The organism is Pontibacter arcticus (genome assembly GCF_003284895.1).
Taxonomy (GTDB): Bacteria; Bacteroidota; Bacteroidia; order Cytophagales; family Hymenobacteraceae; genus Pontibacter; species Pontibacter arcticus.
Genome location: NZ_QMDV01000003.1, coordinates 708919 through 734511 on the forward strand (window position 1 = coordinate 708919; position 25593 = coordinate 734511).

At 45.3% G+C, this 25593-nt stretch carries 22 protein-coding genes; 1 reads left to right on the forward strand and 21 read right to left on the reverse strand.

Annotated elements, in window-relative coordinates; all coding sequences use genetic code 11:
- Positions 1 to 36: 36 nt before the first annotated feature.
- From lysA to DP923_RS12630, 10 genes are all read right to left on the reverse strand, one after another.
- On the reverse strand, positions 37 to 1179 hold the full coding sequence (lysA, locus tag DP923_RS12585) for a diaminopimelate decarboxylase (protein ID WP_112306190.1): 1143 nt from the start codon (positions 1177 to 1179) through the stop codon (positions 37 to 39).
- Positions 1172 to 2503 (reverse strand): aspartate kinase, encoded by a 1332-nt coding sequence (locus tag DP923_RS12590; protein ID WP_112306191.1) that lies wholly within the window; start codon positions 2501 to 2503, stop codon positions 1172 to 1174. The genes lysA and DP923_RS12590 overlap by 8 nt, the downstream gene beginning before the upstream one ends.
- Before the next feature lie 211 nt (positions 2504 to 2714).
- Entirely contained in the window at positions 2715 to 7175 is a 4461-nt protein-coding gene (locus tag DP923_RS16845; protein WP_239021024.1) for a T9SS type A sorting domain-containing protein, read from the reverse strand.
- Positions 7176 to 7487: 312 nt separating this feature from the next.
- Complete coding sequence (locus DP923_RS12600) at positions 7488 to 8681, reverse strand: beta-ketoacyl synthase N-terminal-like domain-containing protein (protein ID WP_239021025.1); 1194 nt, start codon at positions 8679 to 8681, stop codon at positions 7488 to 7490.
- Positions 8682 to 8784: 103 nt separating this feature from the next.
- Positions 8785 to 10080, reverse strand: coding sequence for an adenosylmethionine--8-amino-7-oxononanoate transaminase (bioA, locus tag DP923_RS12605; protein ID WP_112306193.1), 1296 nt, complete (start codon positions 10078 to 10080; stop codon positions 8785 to 8787).
- Positions 10081 to 10152: 72 nt separating this feature from the next.
- Positions 10153 to 10710, reverse strand: a complete 558-nt coding sequence (locus tag DP923_RS12610) for a hypothetical protein (protein WP_112306194.1) — start codon at positions 10708 to 10710, stop codon at positions 10153 to 10155.
- A 96-nt stretch (positions 10711 to 10806) separates the two neighbouring features.
- Complete coding sequence (gene bioD, locus DP923_RS12615; protein WP_112306195.1) at positions 10807 to 11421, reverse strand: dethiobiotin synthase; 615 nt, start codon at positions 11419 to 11421, stop codon at positions 10807 to 10809.
- Positions 11418 to 12539: an aminotransferase class I/II-fold pyridoxal phosphate-dependent enzyme gene (locus DP923_RS12620; RefSeq protein WP_239021026.1), complete on the reverse strand. Its 1122-nt coding sequence runs from the start codon at positions 12537 to 12539 to the stop codon at positions 11418 to 11420. The genes bioD and DP923_RS12620 overlap by 4 nt, the downstream gene beginning before the upstream one ends.
- A gap of 92 nt (positions 12540 to 12631) precedes the next feature.
- Complete coding sequence (gene bioB / locus DP923_RS12625) at positions 12632 to 13642, reverse strand: biotin synthase BioB (RefSeq protein WP_239021027.1); 1011 nt, start codon at positions 13640 to 13642, stop codon at positions 12632 to 12634.
- Positions 13643 to 13831: 189 nt separating this feature from the next.
- Complete coding sequence (locus DP923_RS12630; RefSeq protein ID WP_112306198.1) at positions 13832 to 15466, reverse strand: amidase; 1635 nt, start codon at positions 15464 to 15466, stop codon at positions 13832 to 13834.
- Positions 15467 to 15653: 187 nt separating this feature from the next.
- On the opposite strand from DP923_RS12630, the gene DP923_RS12635 reads away from it, so the two are divergent.
- Positions 15654 to 16796 (forward strand): DEAD/DEAH box helicase, encoded by a 1143-nt coding sequence (locus tag DP923_RS12635; protein ID WP_112306199.1) that lies wholly within the window; start codon positions 15654 to 15656, stop codon positions 16794 to 16796.
- 60 nt (positions 16797 to 16856) lie between these two features.
- On the opposite strand, the gene DP923_RS12640 is transcribed toward DP923_RS12635, so the two are convergent.
- The 11 genes from DP923_RS12640 to DP923_RS12690 all read right to left on the reverse strand — a co-directional run bounded on the left by DP923_RS12640 (position 16857) and on the right by DP923_RS12690 (position 25555).
- Positions 16857 to 17372, reverse strand: a complete 516-nt coding sequence (locus tag DP923_RS12640) for a DinB family protein (RefSeq protein WP_112306200.1) — start codon at positions 17370 to 17372, stop codon at positions 16857 to 16859.
- A gap of 123 nt (positions 17373 to 17495) precedes the next feature.
- Positions 17496 to 18185 carry a helix-turn-helix transcriptional regulator gene (locus tag DP923_RS12645; protein ID WP_112306201.1) on the reverse strand — a complete coding sequence of 230 codons (690 nt, stop codon included), beginning with the start codon at positions 18183 to 18185 and terminating at the stop codon, positions 17496 to 17498.
- Between the two features lie 60 nt (positions 18186 to 18245).
- Positions 18246 to 18434: a hypothetical protein gene (locus tag DP923_RS12650; protein ID WP_112306202.1), complete on the reverse strand. Its 189-nt coding sequence runs from the start codon at positions 18432 to 18434 to the stop codon at positions 18246 to 18248.
- A gap of 92 nt (positions 18435 to 18526) precedes the next feature.
- Positions 18527 to 18898 (reverse strand): fluoride efflux transporter CrcB, encoded by a 372-nt coding sequence (crcB, locus tag DP923_RS12655; protein ID WP_112306203.1) that lies wholly within the window; start codon positions 18896 to 18898, stop codon positions 18527 to 18529.
- 158 nt (positions 18899 to 19056) lie between these two features.
- Positions 19057 to 19821, reverse strand: coding sequence for a type I methionyl aminopeptidase (map, locus tag DP923_RS12660; protein WP_112306204.1), 765 nt, complete (start codon positions 19819 to 19821; stop codon positions 19057 to 19059).
- A gap of 109 nt (positions 19822 to 19930) precedes the next feature.
- Complete coding sequence (locus DP923_RS12665; RefSeq protein ID WP_112306205.1) at positions 19931 to 20650, reverse strand: SIMPL domain-containing protein; 720 nt, start codon at positions 20648 to 20650, stop codon at positions 19931 to 19933.
- An 81-nt stretch (positions 20651 to 20731) separates the two neighbouring features.
- Positions 20732 to 21295 (reverse strand): hypothetical protein, encoded by a 564-nt coding sequence (locus DP923_RS12670; protein WP_112306206.1) that lies wholly within the window; start codon positions 21293 to 21295, stop codon positions 20732 to 20734.
- Between the two features lie 92 nt (positions 21296 to 21387).
- Positions 21388 to 21807 (reverse strand): WapI family immunity protein, encoded by a 420-nt coding sequence (locus tag DP923_RS12675; protein WP_112306207.1) that lies wholly within the window; start codon positions 21805 to 21807, stop codon positions 21388 to 21390.
- 142 nt (positions 21808 to 21949) lie between these two features.
- Positions 21950 to 23269 carry a toxin-antitoxin system YwqK family antitoxin gene (locus tag DP923_RS12680; RefSeq protein WP_112306208.1) on the reverse strand — a complete coding sequence of 440 codons (1320 nt, stop codon included), beginning with the start codon at positions 23267 to 23269 and terminating at the stop codon, positions 21950 to 21952.
- A 383-nt stretch (positions 23270 to 23652) separates the two neighbouring features.
- On the reverse strand, positions 23653 to 24837 hold the full coding sequence (locus tag DP923_RS12685) for an acetyl-CoA C-acyltransferase (protein ID WP_112306209.1): 1185 nt from the start codon (positions 24835 to 24837) through the stop codon (positions 23653 to 23655).
- A gap of 205 nt (positions 24838 to 25042) precedes the next feature.
- The gene (locus tag DP923_RS12690) at positions 25043 to 25555 is read right to left on the reverse strand and encodes an acyl-CoA thioesterase (protein ID WP_112306210.1); all 513 of its coding nucleotides are present in this window, start codon (positions 25553 to 25555) and stop codon (positions 25043 to 25045) included.
- Between the last annotated feature and the right edge of the window lie 38 nt (positions 25556 to 25593).

The window sequence follows — 25593 nt, forward strand, 5'->3', positions numbered from 1 at the left end:
TGCAGCCCCGCTTTCTGTTTTAAAATAAGCTATACGTTAGTAATAAATAACTTCAGCTTTTTCGCGGAGGTTATAACCGGAGGCCATTACCTCGCCGTAAGCGCCAGCGGTTCTGATCGCGATCAGGTCGCCACGATTTGTTTCAGGCAGCATCAGCGCTTTTCCAAAGCAATCCGAAGATTCGCAGATCGGCCCTACCACATCGTAGCGTTCTTCGGGCAAGTTGCTGCTCAGGTTTTCTATTTTATGATATGATTGATAAAGCGCAGGACGGATAAGCTCGGTCATGCCGGCATCTAGTATGGCAAAGTTTGTAGAAATGCCTTTTTTGATGTACAACACCTTGGAAACCAGTGTGCCGCATTGTGCAACCAGCGCGCGGCCTAACTCAAAATGTACCTGCTGGCCCGGGCGTAATTTTAAAAACTGGTTGAACAAGCCGAAATACGCAGCAAAGTCAGGTACCAGGTTTTGGTCCGGGTTATAGTAATCTACGCCCAGTCCGCCGCCCACGTTGATGTGCTCCAGCACAATTTTTCTGGCCTCAAACCAATCCTGAAACTCATTTACGCGTGTACACAAATTGCTGAAAACAGACAGATCCGTTATCTGAGAGCCGATATGGAAGTGGATGCCGATCAGTTGTATAGCCGGAAGTTTTTGCAGTAATTCCAACACACTTTCCAGTTCCCAGGCATTAATTCCAAACTTATTTTCTTCAAGGCCGGTGGTAATGTATTTGTGTGTGTTCGCGTTTACGTTCGGGTTAATTCGGAGTGCAATGCGGGCAGTCTTGTTTTGGGCAGAAGCCAGTTCGTTTAACACTTCCAGCTCGTGGCTCGACTCGCAATTAAAACAGAAAATATCCTGCTCCAGGGCATAATTTATTTCTGCATCAGATTTACCTACGCCCGCAAAAACCACATGGTGCGCCGGAAAACCGTTCTCGATAGCTCGCTTTACTTCGTTGCCACTCACGCAATCGGCACCAAAGCCAGCGCTGCGCATAGCATCCAGAACGGGCGCATTGGCATTGGCTTTTAAAGCGTAATGTACGTGGAAATTATACTTGCCGGCTTCGTGGCGGGCGGCTTCCAAGGTTTGGTGTAATACAGTAAGATCGTAAGCGTAAAAAGGAGTAGCCTGGTTTTGCAGTTCCTCTACTTTAAGATTAAGCATGTGCCGTATTCCTTTCAAAAATTCCGTCGTTCAGTTTAGTTAGTGCGGTTACTTTGTCTGATGCATTGATGAGCATGCTCATGTTATTTTCGCTTCCGCCATACGAGATCATGCGCAGCGGAATATCCTTCAGGGCATCAAATATCTTAAGCGAAGCACCAGTTCTCTCGGCCATAAAATCACCCACCACGCAGATAATGGTTTGGTTATGATCTACTTCTACCTGGCCAAATGTCTTTAATTCAGAAACAATGGCCTCCAGGTTTTTAGGGTTATCGATGGTAAGCGATACCGCAACTTCGGAAGTCGTGATCATATCGATAGGCGTTTTGTAACGCTCAAAAACTTCGAAAACGCTGCGCAGAAAACCGTAGGCCAATAACATTCTGCCCGATTTTATCTTGATTGCTGTAATACCGTCTTTTGCCGCTACTGCCTTTATAGAACCTCCCTGGCTTTCCGCAGAAATAAGGGTCCCTTTTGCCTCGGGCTGCATGGTATTGAGCAGGCGAACCGGCACATTTTTTTGCTTGGCTGGCAACACGCTGCTCGGGTGCAGAATTTTAGCTCCGAAGTAAGCCAGCTCAGCTGCCTCATCAAAAGACAATTGGGCAATCGGGTAGGTATTTTTAACGATGCGGGGATCGTTGTTGTGCATCCCATCAATATCTGTCCAGATCTGGATTTCGGAAGCATTGGCTGCCGCCCCGATCAGGGACGCAGAATAATCAGACCCGCCGCGTTTCAGGTTATCGATATCACCGAAAGCATTGTGGCAAATATAGCCCTGCGTAATAAACAGGTTGGTGCCGGTATACTTTTCCAGTTCAGCGGCCAGGTTTTTTTCGATGTAAGTTACATCCGGTTCCTCGTTTTCATCAATCTTCATGAAATTGAGCGCCGGCAACAACACCGAATTTATACTTTGCTCTTCCAGGAAAAACTGAAATAAAGCGGTAGAAAGCAGCTCACCCTGTGCTAATACAGCACGCTCTTCGTGTACTGTAAAAAGATCCTGGGTGAAGGCGCGCAGGTACTCAAAATGGTGGTTAAGGAGTTCGTTTGCCTGTTTCTGTTTATTTTCGGAGGTGTAGAGCTGTGCTACCACCTGTTTATAGGTATCATGGAGCGCATCAATCTGCGCATTCGCTTCTTCATTCAGGTTCAGGTATAGCTTCTCAGCTATCTGAACCAAGGCGTTTGTAGTACCCGACATAGCGGACAGTACCACAATTTTAGGTTCGTCGTTGTGAATCAGGTTCGCAACTTCACGCATTCTCTCAGCAGACCCTACGGAGGTGCCGCCAAACTTCAGGATTTTCATTAAGTATAATTAAAAGAGCTACGTACTAAGCTGCGAAATTAATAAAAACTGTAGAGTATCAGGTGTTAAACATCTTGTTAGCTGCTGATAATTTAAAATAAAAGAGACGTGGATCTATCAAGTAAAACCCAGAAAGAGTATCTGGTATAGTATCAAACAGCTCGGGCCGGTTATATAACCCGCCCGAGCTGTTTGATACTTATTATTTTAATTAGCGATTCTTTATAATTTTTGTAGCTGCTTTTATACTTCCGCTCACTACTTTCAGCATATACATGCCATTGGCTAATTTTTGCAGCGGCAGTTCCAATTGGTTTTCCCCTTTTTCCAGTTCAATTGTTTTGCGTATTACCTCCCGGCCCTGTAAGTCGAGGAGGATCAGTTGTGCGCTTTCCTGTTGCTGTGCTACAAGGGATATGGAAATTTGGCTGATAAATGGGTTTGGATATACCTTCATTACCAGGTCAGAGGCCGTATTGCCTTCAGTTTCCAAAGTAATGACATTACTGTATGCGATGCTCCCATCTGAGTCTACCTGTTTAAGTCTGTAATAAGCTGTGCCTACGAGTGGTGATTTATCTGTGAAGCTGTATTTGTTAGATACGTTGCTATTGCCTTTACCTGCAACAGTCCCGAGCTTTTCAAATGCTTTACTGTCGCTGCTGCGTTCTACTTCAAATCTGTCGTTGTCCTTCTCGGATGCGGTCAGCCACTGCAGTTCTACTTTACCTTTTCCTGCACTGGCTCTGAAGTAAACTAACTCTACAGGAAGAGGAGTAATTGTAGGGGAATTACCACGAATGCGTATTAAAATATTTACTGTGCTAATGCCACCTGACCTATCTGTCAGGCTAATTGTAAGTGGATATATGCCTTCGACTAATGTTGTACTGTTACTGACAGTAATAGTACCGTTCTGTGCTAAAAATGTGCCTGATGGCATGATGCCCTGCGTGTTGGTTGCAGCTACAATACCTCCATCAGAATCAGTAGCTTCGGCAAGTATATTACCGTTTACATACTCATTTTTATATTTAGGCACAGTAATAGTGTAAGCGGCCGGGCAGTTTATAATAACCGTAACTTCAGATTGTGTAGAAGCAGAATTACCACCACAAGTGGATTGTGCCGTCCAGCGCAATACGTAGGTTCCTGTTACAAGTCCCTGAACAGTTGCATTAGGATTGCTTACAGAGCTAAACGTAACTGTAGAAGGGCCACTAACCTGGCTCCAAGTCCCATTATCAGGTGCTACATTATTGCCCTGCAGAACAGCAGTGCTGCCACATGATGTAAAATTTGGACCTGCATTAGCTGTTATCGGTGCGTTGGTTACTGTTACTGTAGCTGTATTCAATAGTGTAAGCGTCCCGCAAACGTTGCCTGTCAGCCTACGCACAGTTGCATAAAATATTGCCGTTCCTGCTGTGGTCAGATTACCTGTAGTTAATCCTATAGTAGCACCTGATCCACGGAATGAGCCAAGCAGAGCATCAGTAGCCGGACTATTGGTTGTTCCTAATCTGCGATATATACTATACTCAAAATCATTATTTGGTTCTGTCGCAACATTGATAGTAGTAGCCCCGCCAACACAAGCTTTGTTATTGGTAGGGAAAACTGCATTGGTGATAGAAGGACTTGATATAGTAGTAGAAACCTGAGATGGCAAAGTTAAACTGCAAGGAGAAGTTCCTGTTCTGAACGTTACCCGTAGTCCATAAGTAGAGTTGGTTGTTACAGTACCAGTTGTTAACAAGATAGCATTGGTTGCACCTTGTACAGCACTACCCACCAACTGATTGGTTGCTTGGTCTACCAACTGATAATTATAACTGGAGTTGGTTCCATTCAGTGAAAAGCTCGCTGCTGTATTAGCGCAAACAGCCTGGCTGATAGATACAAAGCTAAGTCCCGTAGTAATAGGCTGTGGCCTCACAGTTATATTTGACGTGCTGGTTGATACAGCATCACAATTAATGCCACTGATTCTCCTTGCTCTGTAAGTTATAGTTTGGTTCTGGTCGGTAGTGGTTGTGTTAACTAAGGGGCCAGAAATCAATGTAATTGGCCCTCCGGTTCCTATGACCGAGCTTCCAGATTCCGTACCGTTAACTAAAACTCTGTAAGAAACGCCATACTCTGATCCTGACAAATTAAAGCTGATACTGTTGCTACCGCAAATTGTAGTTGCTGAAATTGCAGATATAGTATATGAGACTATAGGTGCAAGACAAGATACAAGGACCGGCGTTATTTTATCACTTTCACATGTGTTTCCTGAGATCTTAAAGTTAGCTGTTACAGAAGCTCCTGCAAAAATTTCCAGAGATGAAAACCCACTTGCTGTCCAGATGCCGTTTGATGCTGTCAGTACAGGAGAGAAAGGAGTACCTTCGATGTAAACAGTTATCAAGGAGCCAACCGGTGCGGTTCCGGAAATGGTGGTTTGGCCTTCGTTAATAGGAGAGGTTATGGTTAATACACCCGTTGGGCCTGGAGCTGATGTAACAGGAAAAGAGTTTACACTTCGGACTTTACCCACAGCTTTTGCTCTTGCTGTAACTTGTGTTCCTGCGGTGATACCGCCTCCCGCAGCTGAAGTTAAATTAACTAACCAAGTCCCTGTAGCTGATACTATTGCTGTCAGAGCGGTACTGGTGCCACTCTGAGTGATAAGTGTGCCATTACGTTCACCAACAGTACCGCCTGTATAAAACTGAATTACTGTTCCTGCAGGCTCAGTTGATGTGCCGGATAAGCTGGTAATTCTGCCACAGCCGGCTGGGTTAATTGTAGGAGATAGAGTTGTTTGCTGTACTGTTAAAAAGTTAGATGGAGAAGAGTATGTATTTGTACATGAAGAACTTCCTCCACCAGTTAATGTAAGACTAGTTCTCACATTGAGCACTTCACCTGGTTTCAGGTCAGCCACAAAAGTAGGTGAAAGATTAATAGTCCATGAATTAGTAGTTGAGGTAAAAGCTACTCCTTCAGTAGTGGCAACTCCATTTTTGAAAAGTATAATTGAACCTGTAGTTGTTGTGCCATTTAAACTTAAAGTACCTGTAATGCTTACTGTATTAGTAGGCACTTCATATAGTACGGTTCCACTTGTAATATTCTGTGAGACATTGTTATAAGTTACATTAGTGATAGAAATAAGTTGGTTGTTAGCAGCGCCTGCCTGCCCATTGTTGTAGCATAATTGATTTGATCTTAAAGATGTACAACCTTGAGGAATGGAGAAGTTTGAATTATAGGGTGTTGTGATAGCATAAAAATTTGTTTCTGGTAAACTGGCTGAGGCAACATAATTTGAGGTCCATGTAAAAGTGCCATCAGCATTTGCAGTACCTGGTGTGAAATCTACAGTTGCAATTGGGGAGGTACCAGATATAGGAAAAATCTGTATTCTTTGTGGTAAATTACTTGTTGTAGTGCCTTGGAAAGCCCGAGTATTTCCAGAAGATACAGTACGTTGTAATCTAAGAGCTGAAGTAGAAGTACAAATACCGGAAGTAACTGTTACTACGTTCGAAGCTGCCGAGACAGACTTCCCTACAGGGGTAACTCTGGCTGTTATTACATCACCAGCTACTAATAATGTACTTGATATGCCACTTATTGTCCAAGCGCCGGTGCTGCTAACGGTTGGGCAGGTAGGCTGGCCTGTGCCACCACAAATAGCTATCCCATTACGCAAAACCGTAACAACGGAACCTACTGCCTCTACAGAAGTTCCGGAAATGGAAGTGCTGCTGGCAGTAATCGGGCCACTTACCACAGGCGCTGTTGCTCCTATGGCAGCAAACCCTGTTGTTTGTATGTTGGTAAGGCTCGTTGGCGGGAAGCCATTGATAAGTGCCCGCCAAGCGCTTGGTGCGTCATAATTATAAGCCTGAAAGTTAACGCCTCCTACATCGGAAACAGTACCTGTAAAGCCACTTTGGGCACTGGTAATTGTAATTCCACTCATCCGCAAAGGCGTAGCTTCAGTTATACCTCCCTGAAAAGCTGAAAGCGGAACATAGAAATCATAAAAATAATCTGTATTGTTACCGTTAAGAGATCCGGCAATAGCTCTTTGTGAATATTGATCTACAGAGCCATTAAAGATAGTTGTACTACTTGTAGATGTATGTTTTAAAATCTGAACTGCTGTGTTAGAAGCTAATAACACCTCAAATTCGAAGCCAGGGTTGAAGCCTGTTCCATTAAACGTATTATCCGAATCTATTAGTACACTGTAGCCTTTCGAGGCTGATGAGGCACCTCCCAACCTGATCCGGAAAAGAAAGTTGATGCCATCAAAATAAGCAGAGATAGGCGAACCAGTGGAGGGGGAAGTTACAGGTGAAATCGGAGCAGCCAGATCCGTATGGCCGCCTGTTGAGCCTGTATTAAGATCACCTATTGGCTCTGTAGTTAAAGCTGGAAATTGGCGGTATGGGATTTCGCTAATACCGATGCCTTCGTCTTTTCCGGCAGAAAATCCATTTCTTGAAGCAGAAACGTAGCCATCCAGGTTAGGGTCCAGCACCTTGTTTCCTCCTGCAGTGGCTGTTTTATAAATTAAACCGGGAGTTTGAGCACTCACCTGTAGTAAACCAGCAGTGGTTGTAAAGAAGATAATCAGTAACGTGATAATGTAGTAATAATTTATTTTCATAGGGTTATGCTAAAAGTAATTGTTCATTTTCAGGAGAAGTTCCTTTCATACTTTTTACTTTCATTAATAGTGTACTTAAGCGATAGTATTGTATAAGTTTAATTCAGTGGTAATTACTATTGTTGAGAACGATATAACTAAACTGTAAGCTGGTACTAGGGTTTTAATGTAAAAGTTTAATTCTATAATGGCTTTTTGATAAATGGTTAAGAAAATGCACAAAGTTGCTACTTATGTCAAGCGTGGTATGGAGATAAGGAGTGACTAATAATTGTTCCGGCTAAATTGGCTGTTACAGCTAAAGTGTAGTTATTACCACTGCCTAAGTACTATACTTGCAGCATTCCCTCCAAAGCCGGCAGCATTAACCAGCACCCGGTTTATACTTGCAGGTGCGGTAGCCTGAATGGAAGTCGGGTAGGAAGGCGCCGGGAATTTTTGATGTCGTAGAATATGAAGCGCAAATTCTACACTTAGGCCACCGGAAGCGCCTAATGTATGGCCAGTCAGCCATTTATTTGTCGTTATAGCTGGTGCTTCAGCTCCGAAAACGGCTGCTAAAGCAGCTAGTTCAGCGCTATCGCCGGCGTAGGTTCCGGGCGTATGGGTAATTATCAGCTCTATACCTGGATCTTTTTCTGAAAGCTGGGAAAGCGCGTGCCGCATCGATTTTTGAAAATTTAGCCCTTCTTTCGAGATGCCGGTTTTGCTGCCAATCTGCTCAAAGCCAAGCCCTATCGCTTCCAGAATAACATCTCCTTTTTTCAGTTCGGTTTCTGCAACCAACTCCAGTGCAAAAACAGCGGCTCCTTCGCCTAAAACAAAGGTATTCTGCTTAGCCACGGCGTAGGGCTGGCACGGGAAAGTATGGCTGTCGCGTTTGGAATAAATACCGATGGCTTTCATTTGGGCGATGGTAAAATCGGTGAGCGGAGCTTCGGTGCCGCCAGCCAGAAAGCGGGTTGCCATACCGGCTTTTAACCAGGCCATGCCGTTGGCAAGTGCCATTAAGGCCGTACTGCACGTAATAGAATGGCTGATCTGTGCGCCGCCGGCATTAACGGCATGGGCCACCCAGCTCGACAAATTGCCTAAGGTAGTAGTAGGGGAGGCCGCTGCCGAAAGGTCGTTTTGCTGAAATGCTTCGAAATGTTGCTCAAACAAACCGGCTGCCCCGCGCGAAGAACCAATGTTTACGCCCAGGTCATCGTGCAGTACATGATCTGATCTTAGCCAGCCAGCCTCCTCAGCCGCTTGCCTGGCTGCATAAATGGCCAGGTGCACAGAGCGGTCCAGATTTTTGTAAGCCGGATTAGCCTTTATTAATTGCTGTAAAGTATTCTCTGCATCAACAGAAAGCGCAGCAACCGGCGTTGGCTGGTTCTGGTGAAGTATGGTTTTAAATGCGGGTTGCCCGGAAGTATAACTTTGCGCAGTTGTAACTTCATTAAAGCCCAAAGGCGAAATAGCACCACAGCCTCTTAGTACGATATATTCTTTTCCCATCTCCAAACAGCGGCAAAACTAGCGACAAACGCAGTAGGAACAAGCACTTTCCGGCAAAGACTTTAATCTGAATTTATACTTCGTTGCAGAAGATAAGAAATACTTACTTCAGTGCTGAGATCAGTTGCTGCATACCCAAAATGGTCTGGTATACTTGATCAAGCTGTTCGTTGGTAATACAATAAGGCGGAATGATGTAGATGATATTGCCCAGCGGACGAAGGATAACACCTTGCTCCATCGCAAAATTATAAAGCGTATCGCGCAGGTTGCTGAAGTAAGAAGTAGCGGTGTCTTCAAACTCAATGGCTAAGATGGTGCCTTGCTGGCGTACCTGCTGTACTTTCGGGAGCTGTTTTATACTTGCTGCGAAGGTTGCATGGCGTTGGCTGATGCGGTTTATACTTTCCTGTGTTTCGGGTTGAAGAAGTAAATCCATACTTGCCAGGCCGGCGGCGCAGGCTACCGGGTTTGCGGTATAGCTGTGCCCGTGGAAAAACGTCTTACTCTTATCATCGTGCAGGAAGGCGTCGTAAATCTTTTCGTTGCACGATGTTACACCTAAAGCCATCGTGCCGCCTGTCAATCCTTTTGATAAGCAAACCATGTCGGGTTTTACTTCTACAAAATCGCTGGCAAAGGTACTGCCGGTGCGCCCGAAACCGGTCATCACTTCGTCTGCTATTAAAAGGATGTTATGCTGCTGGCAAACCCGGAGTAAGTTGTTTAGTGCGTCAGGCGTGTACATCACCATACCTGCGGTGCCCAGTACCAATGGTTCGTAAATAAAAGCGGCTATTTCACCGGTTTGGGCAAGCGTTTCGAGTTGATTTATACTTTCATTTTCACGGCCAGGTACTGGTACATCAATAAAATCCACCTCAAACAAGTAGGACCAGAACGGTGCCGTAAAGGTGCTGCGGCTGCTCACAGCCATGGCGCCAAAAGTATCGCCGTGGTAACTATCCCTGAAGGCAACGATCTTCTTTTTAGGCGTGGCTGTGTTTTGCCAGTACTGGATCGCCATTTTAAGTGTCACTTCCACTGCCGTAGAGCCGTTATCCGAATAAAAAATGCGGCTTTGCCCTTCCGGAAGAATGCCAATCAGGCGCTCGGCAAACGTAACTGCCGCCGGGTGTGTGAAACCTGCAAAAATAACATGCTCCAGTGTTCGCAGTTGCTCCGCTACTTTTTCAGCGATATACGGATGGGAATGCCCGTGCAGGTTAACCCACCACGATGACACGGCATCCAGGTAAACCTTGTCCGCTTCATCGAACAATAAAGCGCCTTCGCCCCGAACAATCGGAACCGGGAGCGGAGCGGTTTTCATTTGCGTGTACGGGTGCCAGATTACGTTTTGGTCGCGTTGTGCTAACGATGGGTTTTCAGGGAGCATAGTTATTGGTTGTATTTCCCTGCAAAGAAAAGCTTTTTAAAAGAAAAAAGACAAGCTTATACTTTAAGGCTACTATTTACAGAGCTGTTTCAGGATTTTACGTCCACGACTTTGCATAGCCGGTGAACCTTCGCGCAGATAATATTCGGTTTGTGCCTGCAATTCTTCTTTCACCCAACTAAAAGTATCAGAAAAGAAAAGTAATAGTTCGAGGCAGTTAACGCGGACAGCAACAGGCGTTTTCGGAAAGATCAGCCACTCAAAAATGCTTTCTATAAGTATGGACTGGTCTGGTACAGCGGCCAGGGCGCATTTATGTAACGGAGTTGCCTTGGGTTTGCAGAACTGCAGCACGATGTTTGTGAAATGGCGCTGGCAACTCTGGTTTTTTTGGGTAGGCAAGCGCTTTATAAAAGTATGAAAATAGGGGATAAAAGCCTCCGGGTAACTTAACGAAACGTTCTCCAGCACCCAGGCCGCTCTGAACGCAATGGCCGGTTTTTGCTGCAGAAAGCATAGTTCAACCAGCTCAGGAACAGCATTTTGCTTTCCCACTTTTTGGGAAAGCGCCAGGATGTCTTTTTTTGTTAGCGGCGAAGCAAAAGCATTTACCAGTTCATCTTTAGGCATACTTTAGCAAGTAAATAAGTTGAGATGATACAGCGCCCGCCAGACGTAAAATCGTGAAGTATAAGTTTAAATCAAATGGTAATGTTTAGGTATAAACTACAAATGGCCTTCGAACTGCCTGGCATATTCCAGCACAGCTTCCTGACAGAAATCAGCTTCCTGCCGGATAGAGGGTAACTTACGCAGCCCGGTGTATTTGATAATAAAATCTTCGGAGGTCGGGTTTTCTTCGCCGTTAAAAATGATGCCGGCCACCGGTACTTTGCGGTAACGCAGCACTTCAGCTGTAAGTAAAGTATGGTTTATACTTCCGAGGTAGTTTCTGGAGATCAACACTACTTCCAGGCCCAGTTGTTGCACCAGGTCCAGTACCAGGTAACGCTTGTTCAAAGGCACCATCAAACCCCCGGCACCTTCTACAATCAGGTTGTTGTCGGTTTCGGGTAATGTCAGGCCGTGTACATCAATTTCAATGCCTTCGGCAGCCGCAGCCTTATGAGGCGACGAGGCTTTTTTCAGGCGGTATGCTTCCGGATGGAACACAGATTTGGTATTGGATATCAGGCTTTTAACCGTGTCTGTATCCGTGAAATCGAGTCCGCCTGCCTGCACAGGTTTCCAATAATCAGCTTGCAGTGCTTCGGTAAGTATGGCTGCGGCAACAGTTTTGCCTACGTCCGTTCCGATGCCTGTTACAAAATAACGTTTCATGTACTTCTTGCTATGGCCTGCACGAGGCCGTCTATTTCTTCTTCTGTATTATAAGCATGCACAATGATCCGGAGCCTGCCCGTACCAGTTGGCACAGTGGGCGGAAGCACCGGTCGTGCGTCAAAACCTTCTTTTTGCAAGTCAGCTGCCAGCGATGTCAATTGCTGCTGCTCCTTCGGGAAAACAGAGAGAATGACGCTGTTTTCGGGGGAGCAGGTAACATTGCTTAAGTTATTTAATTTCTGGTACAGTTTATATGCCAGGGCTTTAGTTTTTTTTCTTTCTGCTGAGAAATCCGGCAGCAACTGGTACGCGCACTTTAAACTAACGAGCGCGTGTGTTGGCAAACCTGTTGTATAAATAAATGCCCTGCTATAGTTTATCAAAAAATCGCGTAGCACAGCAGGCCCTACCACAGCAGCACCGTGGCAACCCATTGCTTTGCCATAGGTGATCACCTGCGCAAAAACTTTGTTTTCCAGTCCTAAGGCTGCCGTTAAGCCTTCGCCTTTTTCGCCATACAAACCCACGGCATGGGCTTCGTCTACAATTAAGGCTGCGTTTTTATTTTCACAAAGTATGGCCAGTTCAGCTAAGGGTGCCCTGTCGCCATCCATCGAGTAAACTGACTCCACCACCACATATACCTGCCCGGTTGCCAGTTTTAGTTTCTGTTTGAGGTCTGCTACATCGTTATGCCGGAAACTGTAGCATTTGGCAAAGCTCAACCGTAATCCGTCCTTCATGGATGCATGGCTGGCTTCGTCGTAAAAAACCGTATCGCCCCGCTGCGGCAGCGCTGATAGTAACCCTACATTTGCCGCATACCCGGAGTTAAACAGCAAAGCTGCTTCACTTTTGTGGTAAGCCGCAATCATACTTTCCAGTTCTTCGAAAAGCGGGTTGTTACCGGATAATAAGCGGGAGCCGGTTGCACCCAAAGGCAGCTGTTTATACTTTCCCTCTTCCTGTCTGATGCGCACGCGCAACCGTTCGGAGCGGGCAAGGCCGAGGTAATCGTTCGAGCAAAAGTCTACAAGGCCGACCGTGGTTTTGAGTTGCCGCAGGTTTCCCTGCGCTGCCCGGTCCGCCAGCTTCTGCGCTAATCTTTGCGACAAAGGATTATTTGACAAAGGACAAAAGATTATAGATGAAAAATCTACCTGAATATTTTTGGAAGTCTTTCTTCCTTTGTCAAATAGTCTCTTGTCTAATTTAAAACCGGTTGGCCTTCTTCTTTAAATGATTTTCTTGGGTTGAGGCCGAGTAGTTCGAACATCGCTTTGTCCTGATCGAAATCCGGGTTTGGCGTTGTCAGTAGTTTTTCGCCAGTAAAGATGGAGTTTGCGCCAGCCAAAAAGCAAAGCGCCTGCTCTGTAACGCTCATGCGCTCGCGGCCAGCCGAAAGGCGAACCATCGTTTTAGGCATCAGGATACGGGCCGTGGCAATCATGCGCACCATTTCCCACACGGTAACCAACGGCTGGTTCTCGAGTGGCGTACCTTTAACCGGTACCAACGCATTTACCGGAACAGATTCCGGGTGCTGCACCATCGTAGACAATGTATGGAGCATGCCAATACGGTCTTCGTCTGTTTCGCCGAGGCCGATAATACCACCGGAGCAAACCGAAATCCCTGCTTTACGCACGTTGTCAATCGTATCTAAACGATCATCGTAGGTGCGGGTGGTAATAATATTGCTATAGTTTTCTTCGGATGTATCGAGGTTGTGGTTGTAGGCATACAGGCCGGCTTCTTTCAGCTTTTCAGCCTGGTACTCGTTTACCATGCCCAGTGTGCAGCATACTTCAAGGCCCAGGTCGTTTACGCCTTTCACCATATCCAAAACCTTATCAAAGTCGCGGTTATCGCGCACTTCGCGCCAGGCAGCGCCCATGCAAAAACGGGTAGAACCCCCATCGCGGGCACGCTGTGCAGCCGTTAATACCTGTTCCTGGCTTAGCAGTTTGTGAACTTCCACATCGGTATGGAAACGGGCAGCCTGCGGACAATACGAACAATCTTCCGGGCAACCACCGGTTTTGACCGATAACAAAGTACAAACCTGAACTTCGCCGGTGGCCTGGTATTGCTTGTGTACCTGCGCTGCTTCTACTATTAGTTCAAGTACTGGTTTGTAGTAAATTGCTTTTATTTCGTCCAGACTCCAGTTGTTGCGGAGTTCTGTTTGCTGTCCGTATTGCGTCATGATGCTCATGGTTTAGATTGCGAAGATAAAATGAAGATTTAGGAATAAAAAATGCAACGTATGGGCAGTTTCAGTGGATAAGTTGCTAAGTGGTTCAGCTGATGTATAATCTGTGTAGATAAATTGATTTGTGAATTTGTGGGAAAGTTAAAATTCCCGGGTTGATGTGCGTCCCGGGAATTTTAACGATGGCCCTGCTTAGCTAGCTGCTACCGATTTTTCGAATTTGGGCGCTGTCCGTTTCTTAGAAGCTTGCTCATAGGCATACGCCATTTTCAGCAATTCCGGTTCGGAGTAAGCACCTCCAAAAAACGAAAACCCGATCGGCAGATTTTGCAGCATGCCCATCGGCACCGTGATATGCGGGTACCCCGAAATTGCAGCCGGCGTAGACAAACCGTAACCCGAAAAAGCATCCCCGTTTATCAGATCGATGCACCAGCTTGGGCCATAGGTTGGGCCGGAGATCGCATCCAGCTTATGTTCCTTCATCAGGTTATCGATCAACTGCCGCGATTTGGAGTTGTTTTCCTGCAGCGCGTCTTTGTATTCTTTGCTGTTAAGGTCGCCGAGTGCTTCAGAACTTTCCAGTGTTTCCTGTTTAAAGTAAGGCATCGTTTTCGGCTCGTTGGCTTTGTTGAATGCGATCACATCTTTCAGCGATTTTACTTTGGAATTTGCCTGCGCCAGGTACTTATTCACGCCATCCTTAAACTCATACTGTAGTATTTTGAATTCATTACCGCCCAGCTTCCGGATCGGGCCTACAATTTCTACTTCCACAATAATAGCCCCTTTGCTTTTCAGGAGTTCGATGGTCTCTTTCAGCATCACATCAATACCTTCATGGCCTTGCATAAACGTTTTTTCGATGCCGATGCGCTTGCCTTTCAACCCGTTTATATCCAGGAATTTCGTATAGTCCGGGTGCGTTTTGCCCGCGCTTTCTTTTGTAACGCCATCCGCTGAGTCGGTACCCGCTATGGCGCCTAAAAGTATGGCGGCATCGGTTACGGTTCTGGCAATCGGTCCGGCCGTGTCCTGGGTATGGGAAATCGGGATGATGCCTGTGCGGCTAACCAGACCAACCGTTGGTTTAAAACCTACCAGGTTATTTACCGCCGACGGGCAAACAATAGAACCATCTGTTTCAGTGCCAATGGCCACGGCGCAGAGGTTGGCCGCCACCGCTACACCCGAACCGGAACTGGAACCACACGGCGAACGATCGATCACATAGGCATTACGTGTTTGTCCGCCGCGGCTGCTCCAGCCACTCGATGAGCGCGAAGACCGGAAATTGGCCCACTCACTCAGGTTGGTTTTGCCTAACAATACAGCACCCGCTTCGCGCAGTTTTGCCACAATAAAAGCATCTTTCGACGCAATGTTATCGGCCAGGGCAAGCGAGCCGGCAGAAGTCACCATTTTATCACCCGAATCAATGTTATCTTTTATCATGACCGGGATGCCATGCAGCGGACCACGTATTTTGCCGTCCTTGCGTTCTTTGTCCATTGCTTCGGCTATACGTAGGGCGTCCGGGTTTACTTCGATCACGGAGTTCAGTTTCGGGCCATTTTTATCGATCTCGTTGATGCGGTCTAAGTATAGTTGCGTGATCTGTTTGGAAGTATAGGTTCCGGCTTTCATCTTTTCCTGCAGCTCGGTGATGGTTGCTTCGTTCAGCGGAAAGTCTTTGGTGGTGTCTGAAGTGGCGGTTGTCTGATCGTTTGCTTTTTCGGTAGAGCCGGTTGTACAAGCGCCAAGCGAGAAAGTAGTAAGGGTTATGCCAGCAAGTGAGCTGTTGCGTATAAAGTTTCTCCTGTTCATAATTAGAATATTTACAGGAATATAATCAGAAAGGCAATAACTCCATCGGGGTAGCACAAAAAAAATATTTTAAAACGATCACCGGAGCTATACTTTATACTTTTAAAGTTTGGCCATACTTTACATTGTCCGTTCAGTTAGTTGTACCTTTGCCTTTTATCATTCAGAAACACCAATCGCACAGCCTATGGCTTTTTCAGATCTAGGATTAGCAGAACCTTTGTTAAAAGCGGTAGCCGCCCAAAAGTATAACAACCCATATCCGATACAGGAACAAGCCATTCCGGCCATACTTTCGGGGAAGGATGTGCTGGGCATTGCGCAGACCGGCTCCGGTAAAACGGCAGGTTTCGTGTTGCCTGTACTACAGCAGTTACAAACAAAACAGCCTTCTCGGAACCGTTATATAAAAGTACTGGTACTGGTACCAACCCGCGAGCTGGCTGTGCAGGTAGGCGATGTGTTCAGGACGTTCGGTAGCAATTTGCCGAGGCGTGTGAAATCGCTGGCTGTGTATGGCGGCGTTTCGGTGAACCCACAGATGATGGCGCTGCAAAATACCGAAGTGCTGGTGGCTACGCCCGGCCGCTTACTCGACCTGGTTTCCTCAAACGCTTTATATTTATCTGAAGTAGAAGTGCTGGTGCTGGATGAAGCGGACAAGATGCTGAACCTTGGTTTTGAAGAAGAAATGCAGAAGATCTTTGCGTTGCTTCCTGCCAAACGTCAGAACATACTTTTCTCGGCTACGCTGGCCGGCAGCGTTGAGATCATCAAAGAGAAATTACTGATCAACCCGGTTACAATTGAGATCGAACAGAAAGCCGAAACTACCGATCTGATCACGCAGGTTGCCTACCAGGTGGGTTCGGAGCGAAAAGGCCCTTTGCTGCGCTACCTTATCAAGGAAAAGGATATGCAACAGGTGCTCGTGTTTGTATCCTCTACCAAACGAGCCGATAATGTAACCGAAAAACTGCAGAAAAACGGCATAGAAGCGATGGCGATGCACAGTAAAAAAAGCCAGGGAGCCAGAACCGAAGCATTGCAGAAGTTTAAGGCTGGTAAAGTACGCGTGTTAGTCGCCACCGACCTGGCTTCGCGGGGCATCGATATACAGTTTTTACCTTACGTGATAAACTATGATTTGCCGCGCTCGCCTAAGGATTATGTGCACCGCATCGGGCGCACCGGTCGTGCCGAGTCGGCAGGAGAGGCGCTTTCGCTTATCAGCCCCGAAGATGCGCACCATTTTAAGATCATCCAGAAAAAAATGGGCAAACGCGTATCTATGGTTGAAACGGATGAACTGGAGCTACAAGGGTTTTAAAATTTAATGACGTTATAAAGTAAAGCGCTGCCATTTGTAACTAGGGCAGCGCTTTTTAGTTTAAGAGAAGTTTTGCTGGTCGTCGGCGCTTGGGCCGTAGGTGCCGGGAATCGGAATATCGAGCAGACGCAGGTAAACGCCCAGTTGTGCGCGGTGGTGAATGATCTGGCTAAGCGAATGACGAATTACTTCTGCTCTGGAGCAGGACATGTAGATGGCATCGCCTTCGCGGAGGGTCCATGGTTGCTGCAGTTGGTCTTCGGTGGCATTTGCTAACTGCACTTTACTTTCGGCCAGGTTTTCATCGAAATATGCCAGCAGTTCTTCTGTGCTGTTCACATCACGCGGGTTGTAAGGGTTTTGGGCAAAATCAAGCTCATCGGTGTTCAGGCCCATACCAATCCAGGAAGGCAGATCAGCAATATGGGTAGTGAGCTCTTTGATTTTCATACTTTTTGTGTGCGGCTGCCAGTCAAATTTAGCGGTGGGCACCCGCTCCAGCATACGGCGGGTAATTGTTCCTTCTTCTTCCAGCTCTTTTGCCAGCATGTCGATAAGGTTAAGCGTTTCTGTCATGGTTCATGGTTTTAAGTTGTACATATACAAATAAAATACACCCCACTGACAACCCTATGGCAGTCTGTTTTCAGAAAAATAAATTTTTGTGAAAGTATAAAAACGGAGGGTAAAAATGACTGGCTAATAACACACCGGCAAAGCTTTGAAATAGCTGTTGAGCTCGATGTGGTCTGTTTTGCAGAAGGGGAGGCCGGTGTTTTTGAGGCGAAGGATACGCGATGCCCGGAAGTCGCGGTAGGCCTGGCGTTTGTGGCACCACGCAATTAGGTGCCAGTTAAAGGCATAAAAGATAAGGCCGATGCACTCTACACGGCGCTGACTGGTTTCTTCGTTATTATTTTTATAGTCCAGTTCCACAATTGTTTTGGTAGAAATGGCTTGCTGCAACGCCGACAGGTAATCAAAGTCCTGGGTGATGTAGGTGGGTACCTGCATCAGCACGGTATCTGCCAGTTGTTCTACTTTTTCTTTTTCCGATGTTTTTAAAACGGCTTTTATCTTTTGGAGGGCGCTGGTATAATGCTTCTGGATGGATTTATCGGTTAAACTATATACAATGGATTCCATCAGTAGCAGGGCATTGGCTTCTTCGGAGGTAAAGGAAACAGGCGGCAGAAAATAGCCCTGCATGATGAAATAACCTTTGTGCTGCTCAAAACTGACGGGTATGCCGAGCTCATAAATTGCTTTTATGTCGCGGTAAACCGTGCGGGCGCTGATGCCAAATTTTTCCGCGATCTTATCGGCGGTCACATACTTTTTGGATTGCAGTAAGATGAGGATTCCAAACAGCCTGTCAACTCGGTTCATAGCAAAAGTATGGTTTCATAGTTTGTAGTACAGGTGGCAGCAAAAATCAGAATGTATAGCTTAGCGCGATACGTTGAAAACCAGCTCGCCTATACTTTGGCCCACTATAACTCCGCAACGAAACAAAGCAAAAACCGAAAGCGCTACCCAAAGTATAAGATTCAATGTTTTAGCTTCTTTTTTTGCCAGGTACATTTCCAGCATGCGCTGTGTATAGATAACGATACGGGTAATGCCAATTGTATTCATGTTGCAAGGTTTACGTTGGATGATTTTAGCAGCGCAAGTATAAATATATAGTTTTTTATTTATACAAAAGAAAATTTCTATACTTGCAACGCTCAAATCAGCTTTGTTGCCAGCAGGCCGAGGTAAGTGGCCATTAAGCCCAGAACAATACTTGCCAGCACATAAGCAAAAGCATACAACAGGTTTCCTTGTTTCAGGAGATCAACAGTTTCCAAAGAGAAAGCCGAGAAAGTCGTGAAGCCGCCCAGCACGCCTGTTGCCAGAAAAAGCCGCCACTCAGAAGTTAAAGTGCCTTTGCCCGCCAAACCATATACCACCCCGATCAGCAGACAACCCAGCAGGTTAACCGTTAAAGTACCAACCGGAAACTGCGTTATACTTCTGGAAGTGATTAGCAGCGAAACCAGGTAACGCAGCACGCCTCCGATAAAACTGCCAGCCCCGATTGCGAGTAAGATTTTCATTTGAGTTTCAGTTGGAGGTATTAGGAAGTCCGGTACGTTGGTTTATACTTTGAAAGTATAAATATCAAGCTTCCTAGCGAATACAAACAATATTACGGAGCATTTAAGACCTTTTAGCAAGCGCAGGAAGATAAATGGCCTGGGAGGTTCGCCGGATTTTAATCAAAGATGCCGTTGCTTGCCGTCAGGATAAGTGGTTCGCCGTCGGTTACAACCAGGGTGTGTTCGTGTTGCGCCATATAGCCTCCTTTGTTGCCAACTAGAGTCCAACCGTCGTTAAGTTCTTTGGTGAAGGTGGATGTGGTGGAGATAAATGTTTCGATGGCCACAACCGAATTCTTTTTAAATCGCCTCTGGTCGAACCTGTTTTTGTAGTTAAGCAGTTCGTCGGGTTGTTCGTGCAGGCTTCGGCCAATGCCGTGGCCGCCCAGGTTTTTGATTACTTTATAGCCTCGCTTTTTAGCTTCCGTTTCTATCAGATCGCCGATGTCGGCAATTTTAACACCGCCTTTTATGGTATAAATAGCCTTGCGTAGAATTTCTTTAGACGCATCTACCAGTTTCTGATGCTGATTAATGTCGTTGCCGATCACAAACGAACCGCCGTTGTCGGCCCAGAAACCGTTCAGCTCCGCCGACACATCAATGTTGATCAGGTCGCCTTCTTTCAATACCCGCTTTTCTGACGGAATGCCGTGGCAAAACTCATTATCAACACTAATACACGTATAACCCGGAAAACCATACGTAAGGTAGGGCGCTGACTTTGCTCCAAACCCAGCCAGAATTTTAGCACCGTATTCATCCAGTTCTTTTGTCGTCATTCCGGGTGCGGCGTACTTCCTCATTTCGTGCAGGGCAAAGGCAACCGCTTCGCTCACTTTCTGCATTCCTGCTAATTCTGCTTCCGTTGATATTGACATAGTGTGTGGTTTATACTTGGTGGTTGTTTTTGATTGTTAACGGCTTTGTTTAAATAACGGCGATGCCGTCGGCCGAAGTTTAAAGTCTGTGCTGGGTTAGCAGATGAGTTTATTTTATTTTCCAAATAATCAGCACATTATCAGAAAACATTAAATCATTAGGCGTAAAGCCAATCATTGCTTCTGAAGGTGCTCCGGCTGCAGCTACTTCATACTCTGCTTTGTCTTCGACTTCACGCATTCCTGCATAGTAGTTGTTCCCATAATTGATTTCTTTAATCTTCCCCAAGCGGACGCCAGAAGATTCGGCAATTAGTTTTGCCTTTTCATTTGAGCTTTTGATGGCGAACTGAACCAGCTGGTCCTGTACCTTTTCCCTTAGTTCATCAGAGAGTTTAAAGTTAAAATTTAATGTAAAGTCAGTTTGGCTTTTTGAAAACGTGTTTAATATTTTGGTGATGGTTTCTTTATTATTCAAGAACTCAACCTTCACATTCTGGGTCGCAACATAGCCGCTGTCAACGCTTTCGCCCCTTCGGTAAACTGTGTGCTCGTTTACCTGAAAGTCAGTAGTCTTAATTTCGTCAGCCTTAAAACCAATTGCAGCAATTTGGTTGGACACATCTACTGTCTTTTTGTTTAGCCCAACGATTGCTTCGCTAAAGTTCATATCATGGCTCTTGATACTTATAACCAAGATACCTATGTCAGGCTTAACAGATATTTTAGAACTGCCTACTACTTGGATGGTAGGTACTTCCTTATTCTTCTGACCATAGCTGCTAAAAGCCAATGAGATGAGTAGGAGGATGAGTAAAGGTCTTTGCATATTTATTATTTAATTGACTGGAAACGTACAGGGCTTTGCGGTGGCGTAGCTACAGTAAAGATGTGGTTAGGCACTATTATTTTAGTTAAGTAAGTTAATACTGTCTCCTGTGAGACTTTTTATAATATAATCAAGAGTGTCTTTTTCGATCACTTTATTAAGTACTAAATCAATTAGTTTACCTTTTGCCACTTCGGTCCAGTTTTTCTTTTTAAGCGATTTGCTCAGATCCTTTAATTCTATCAGTTCATCAAAAAGAATTTCATTCCCAACATTAGCTTTTTTTAGTTCTTCAATAATGACATCAATCTTATCTTTAATCTCTTGAATGTCAGAAGGTATACTGTTAGCTTCTTCAGTTAAAACCTGTAGGTTTTTTGATTCATTTTCTAAAACATAAAGTGCAATTGCTAATCCTTTCTCAATCAGACAATTTCTGTCATCACACGTTTTGAGGTGATGATCTTTATCTTCCTGGACGGCTGATTCTAAGTATTGCAAAAACTTTAATTTTTCTTGAGTCAGATAAAATTCTTGTATAGTAGTTTCTACATCTGATTTACAGGATGAAATGGTGACATCATAATGATTTGTCCACCAATAAACACATAGGTCTTCAGCTCTTTCTTTTATTATTTTCTTCATGAGTTTTAATGAAGCCTGACGGACTCGTGTAAACAAGGTACAAGGCCGTCGGCCGAAGTATGATGTTTACACAATGTTGTGGGACGATGTTTTTAATTTTCCCCTACAATGCTTTCCAAGAATTTTTTTACCTCCTTGATTGTCGAGGGCATGAATGTTTGGTCTGCTTCTATTGTAAAATCAATGCTTCCTGTATAGTCACTATTTCTTAAATATCCTTTGATTTCTATCTGTCCTGTTACTGTTGGTGTGAAATGTAAATTCACATTATCTTCTATACTTGAAAACACAAAACTATATTTCAATGTGTCATATAGCTTTAACAAGTCGGTGTACAACTGAGAGAGTTCCCCAACTCTAATAGATGCTCCTATATTTGAAGTTATTCCATTAACATTTAGCTGAAGTGAAACATTATAAAAATCGTTTGCAAATTCACCTTTTTCACCGTTCTCTGGGCTGAAATTGGTGAATATTAAATATTCTGAATTGTTCCCGATTTTAATTTTCATAATTTCATTGCCCCTAACTTCCAGCTAAACGCAGCAACATACGCTTTACCTACCAAATATAGCGGGCTAAACGTAATAAGCAACCATAAAAAAACCGCCTTTACTATCAGAGCAAAGGCGGTTTATACTTTGGTTTATACTTTTATTTGGCTTTTTCTTCCTGCACCACGCCGTTACGGTAAAGTCGGGTCTTAATTACTTTGCCTTCGGGGTTGTGGTATTTCCAGGTGCCGGTTTCGCGGTTGTTCCTGAACTGGCCGGTTACTTCTGTTTTACCATCTTCAAAAAACTGTTTAAAAGGGCCAAACCGAAGGCCGTCTTTGTGGTTCGTTTCGGAGAGCAGCTTGCCCGATGGGTAGAAAGCCTGGCTTACGCCTACTATTTTGCCATTTTCATACTTATACTTTTCTTTTACCTGTCCGTTCTCGTGGTACACGATGCGGTCGCCGGTCAGTTTGCCGGCAGTAAATGTTTCAGAAAGCTGTACTTTTTTACCGGGTGCATCAACGTATACTTTCCAGTTGCCGTGTTTCAGCTTGTTTTTAAATTGCTCTTCGGCTTCGGCATTCCCGGAAGGGTAGTAGCGGGTTATCTTTTTATCGTCGCCGTTGTTGCTGGCCGTAATTTCTTCTTTCAGTTTGCCGTCTTCGTAAAAGTATTGGGCGGTGCCATTTACTTCTCCGTTTTTATAAGTAATGTTGCTACGCAGTTTGCCGCTCTCGAAGTATGATTTAGCCAGGCCATGCATTTTACCGGCCGCAAAACCACCTTCGGTACTCAGTTTGCCACTTCGGAAATAACTCTTAAAAGAACCGTTTTTCTGACCTGCTGCATGGATCACTTCGGTCTGGAGCTGGCCGTTATCAAAGTATGTTTTGTAGGAACCTTCCAGCATACCGTTGCGGTAAGTGGCTTCTGTTTCGAGGTTGCCATTGAGGTAATAGGTTTTGGCCGGGCCGCTTTGTTTGCTGTCTTTATAGGCTATTTCTGATCTCAGCTTGCCGCCTTCGTAATACTCTTTCATGATGCCCTCCGGGAAACCGTTTACAAAAGCCGTCTCCTTCTGAACCGTGCCATCCGCGTTGTACAGCTTAAAATACTTGCTTTGTTGGTCGTTTTCGAAGTAGCCTTCCTGCAGCAATTTTCCATCCGGACGATAGGCCTTAAACGGACCGTGCTTTTTATCCTGCACATAAGTTACCTGCATGCGCTGGTTGCCGTTGGTGTAAAACTCCGTGAAAACGCTGTCTTTTTTACCGGCTACAAACTTGGCAAATACTTCGCGCTCGCCGGTAGGGTAATAGCGGCTGTAGTTGCCCACAATACTCGAATCCGGAAGTATAAAATATTCTTCCTTCAGTTTGGTGTAAAACTCGTCGTGGTAAGTGGTTACTTTTGTTTGGGCAACAGCGGAGATGCTGACAACGCAAAGTATAACCGGTACTAAAATTAATTTATGCATAACATTTGGGGCGATGGATCTGCTAATGTATAAGTTTATACTTTGTGATAAACACAGCGGGTATGGCAAACAGTTTAAAACGGGTTCAACTTGCTGGTATTTTTCAGGCTGATGCTCAAATTTATACTTTAAAGCTGTTTTGAGTTTTCAATTATAGTACCTTCCGTCGCGCCGTTGTTGGTGTTTTCACCGGCAACTTTACTTTCTCAAACAGGTGCTTGCTGGTGAAAACACGCAGCAAGGGCAGCAGCTTTTCTTTATAAAAAACGCAAGAACAGATTATCATGAAAGTATAAACCAGTTGAGCTGCTCAAAATAAAAGAGGCCTTACGAACTAACGCAAGGCCTCCCTCAAACAGTATGCCGAAGGGCAAACTTTATACTTATACGCGCTCGATCACGATAGAAGAAGCACCGCCACCGCCGTTGCAGATACCGGTAACACCAATTTTACCATCATGTTTAGCCAGTACGTTGCAAAGTGTAACCACAATACGCGCACCAGATGCACCCAGCGGGTGACCTAAAGATACCGCACCGCCATATACGTTTACGTTACCGCCTTCCAGTCCAAGTTTCTGGTTGTTGGCAATCGATACTACCGAGAAAGCCTCGTTGATCTCGTAAAAATCAACTTCTTCTGGCGTTACGCCTGCGTTTTTAAGCGCTTTTGGTATAGCCAGTGATGGCGTAGTCGTAAACCAGATCGGGTCCTGCTCTGCATCAGCAAAGCCACGGATCTTTGCAAGTGGCTTCAGGCCAAGTTCTTCTGCTTTTTCTTTGCTCATCAGAAGTAAGGCAGCTGCACCATCATTCAAAGTAGAAGCGTTGGCAGCCGTTACTGTTCCTGCTTTATCGAAAACAGGGCGCAGGCCGGCAATTTTATCAAAGTTTACTTTAGAGTATTCTTCGTCTTCGGTTACAAAGATAGAGTCTTTGCCACGCTGCGGAATTTCTACAGGTACGATCTCTTCTTTAAAATGACCTGCTTTTGATGCTTCTGCTGCTTTTCTGTAAGAATTGGTTGCATATTCATCCTGCATTTCGCGGGTGATGTTCATTTCGCGGGCTGTGTTTTCTGCTGCGTTCCCCATATGGAAATCGTTGTACACATCCCATAAACCATCTCTGATCAAACCATCAGCCATTTGCATATGGCCCATTTTAGCACCCCAACGCGCTTTCTCTACATAATAGGGTACGTTGCTCATGCTCTCCATACCACCAGCCACAATCACATCTTTGTGGCCCAGCATAATAGCCTGCGCCGCAAACATGATGGCTTTAGTACCGGATGCACATACTTTGTTGATGGTTGTACACTCCACGTTATAGCCAAGACCAGCCTTAACAGCAGCCTGTCGTGCAGGTGCCTGGCCCACGTTAGCCGATAGCACGTTGCCCATGATAACTTCCTGAACAAGCTCTTTGTCGATACCGGCTTTTTCTACAGCGCCTTTGATGGCTGCTGCACCTAGTTCCGTAGCCGAAAGGCTGGCTAAAGCGCCGCCAAAACTACCGATCGGAGTACGAACCGCCGAGATAATATATACTTCTTTCGTTTGCATAGTAAATTTAAGATTTCGTTGTGTGAAATTAAGGTGTTTTAGCCTTAAAACCAAACGCTCGTTAGGTAAGTAGCCAATTAGCGGTTTGGTATACTTCCGGACCAGAAAGTAGGCCGTAATTTATACTTTTCAGGAGGTTTGCCTGATAACAGTTGCGTTGTAAGTTTGGTTTACATTTTAAGGCGAACAAACTGAAGTATAGCGATCAGTTGGCAGCAGCCGTTGCTTTTAATTCTTTCACCCGGTCTTCGAAGTATAGATTTTGCTTGCCTTCGCCATCTATGGCAACCGCTTTAAAAATGGCTTCGATCTCAGGTTCATGGTTTTCGCGTTTCCCTTTCCGGGCATCTATGTAAGCAAAGCGCATCCAGATCACCGCTTTTATACTTCCATTTTCGATGTCGAGCATTTTTGCTTCCATCAGAATCTCGTTAGCAGTATACCAGCGTAAGCAGGTCTGTATTTTCACTTCTTCCATCAGTTTCAGCTCGCGCAGGTAAGCAATCTGGTTTGAGCTTACTACCCATACTTTGCCGCTTTGCTTCATGTGGGCGTAAATGTCCAGTTCGTAGTTTTCGCGGAGCTGGTCTTCGCGGGCGTTCAGGAAATAGTCTATATAACGGCTATTGTTCAGGTGCCCGAAGGGGTCGCAATCCTCAAAACGAACGCGGGCTGTGGATTCAAGTAACTTGGGTAAGTTCGATAAGTCAGTTTTCATGGTTTTGTTTCAGGTTTATACTTTGGAATAGCCTGTTC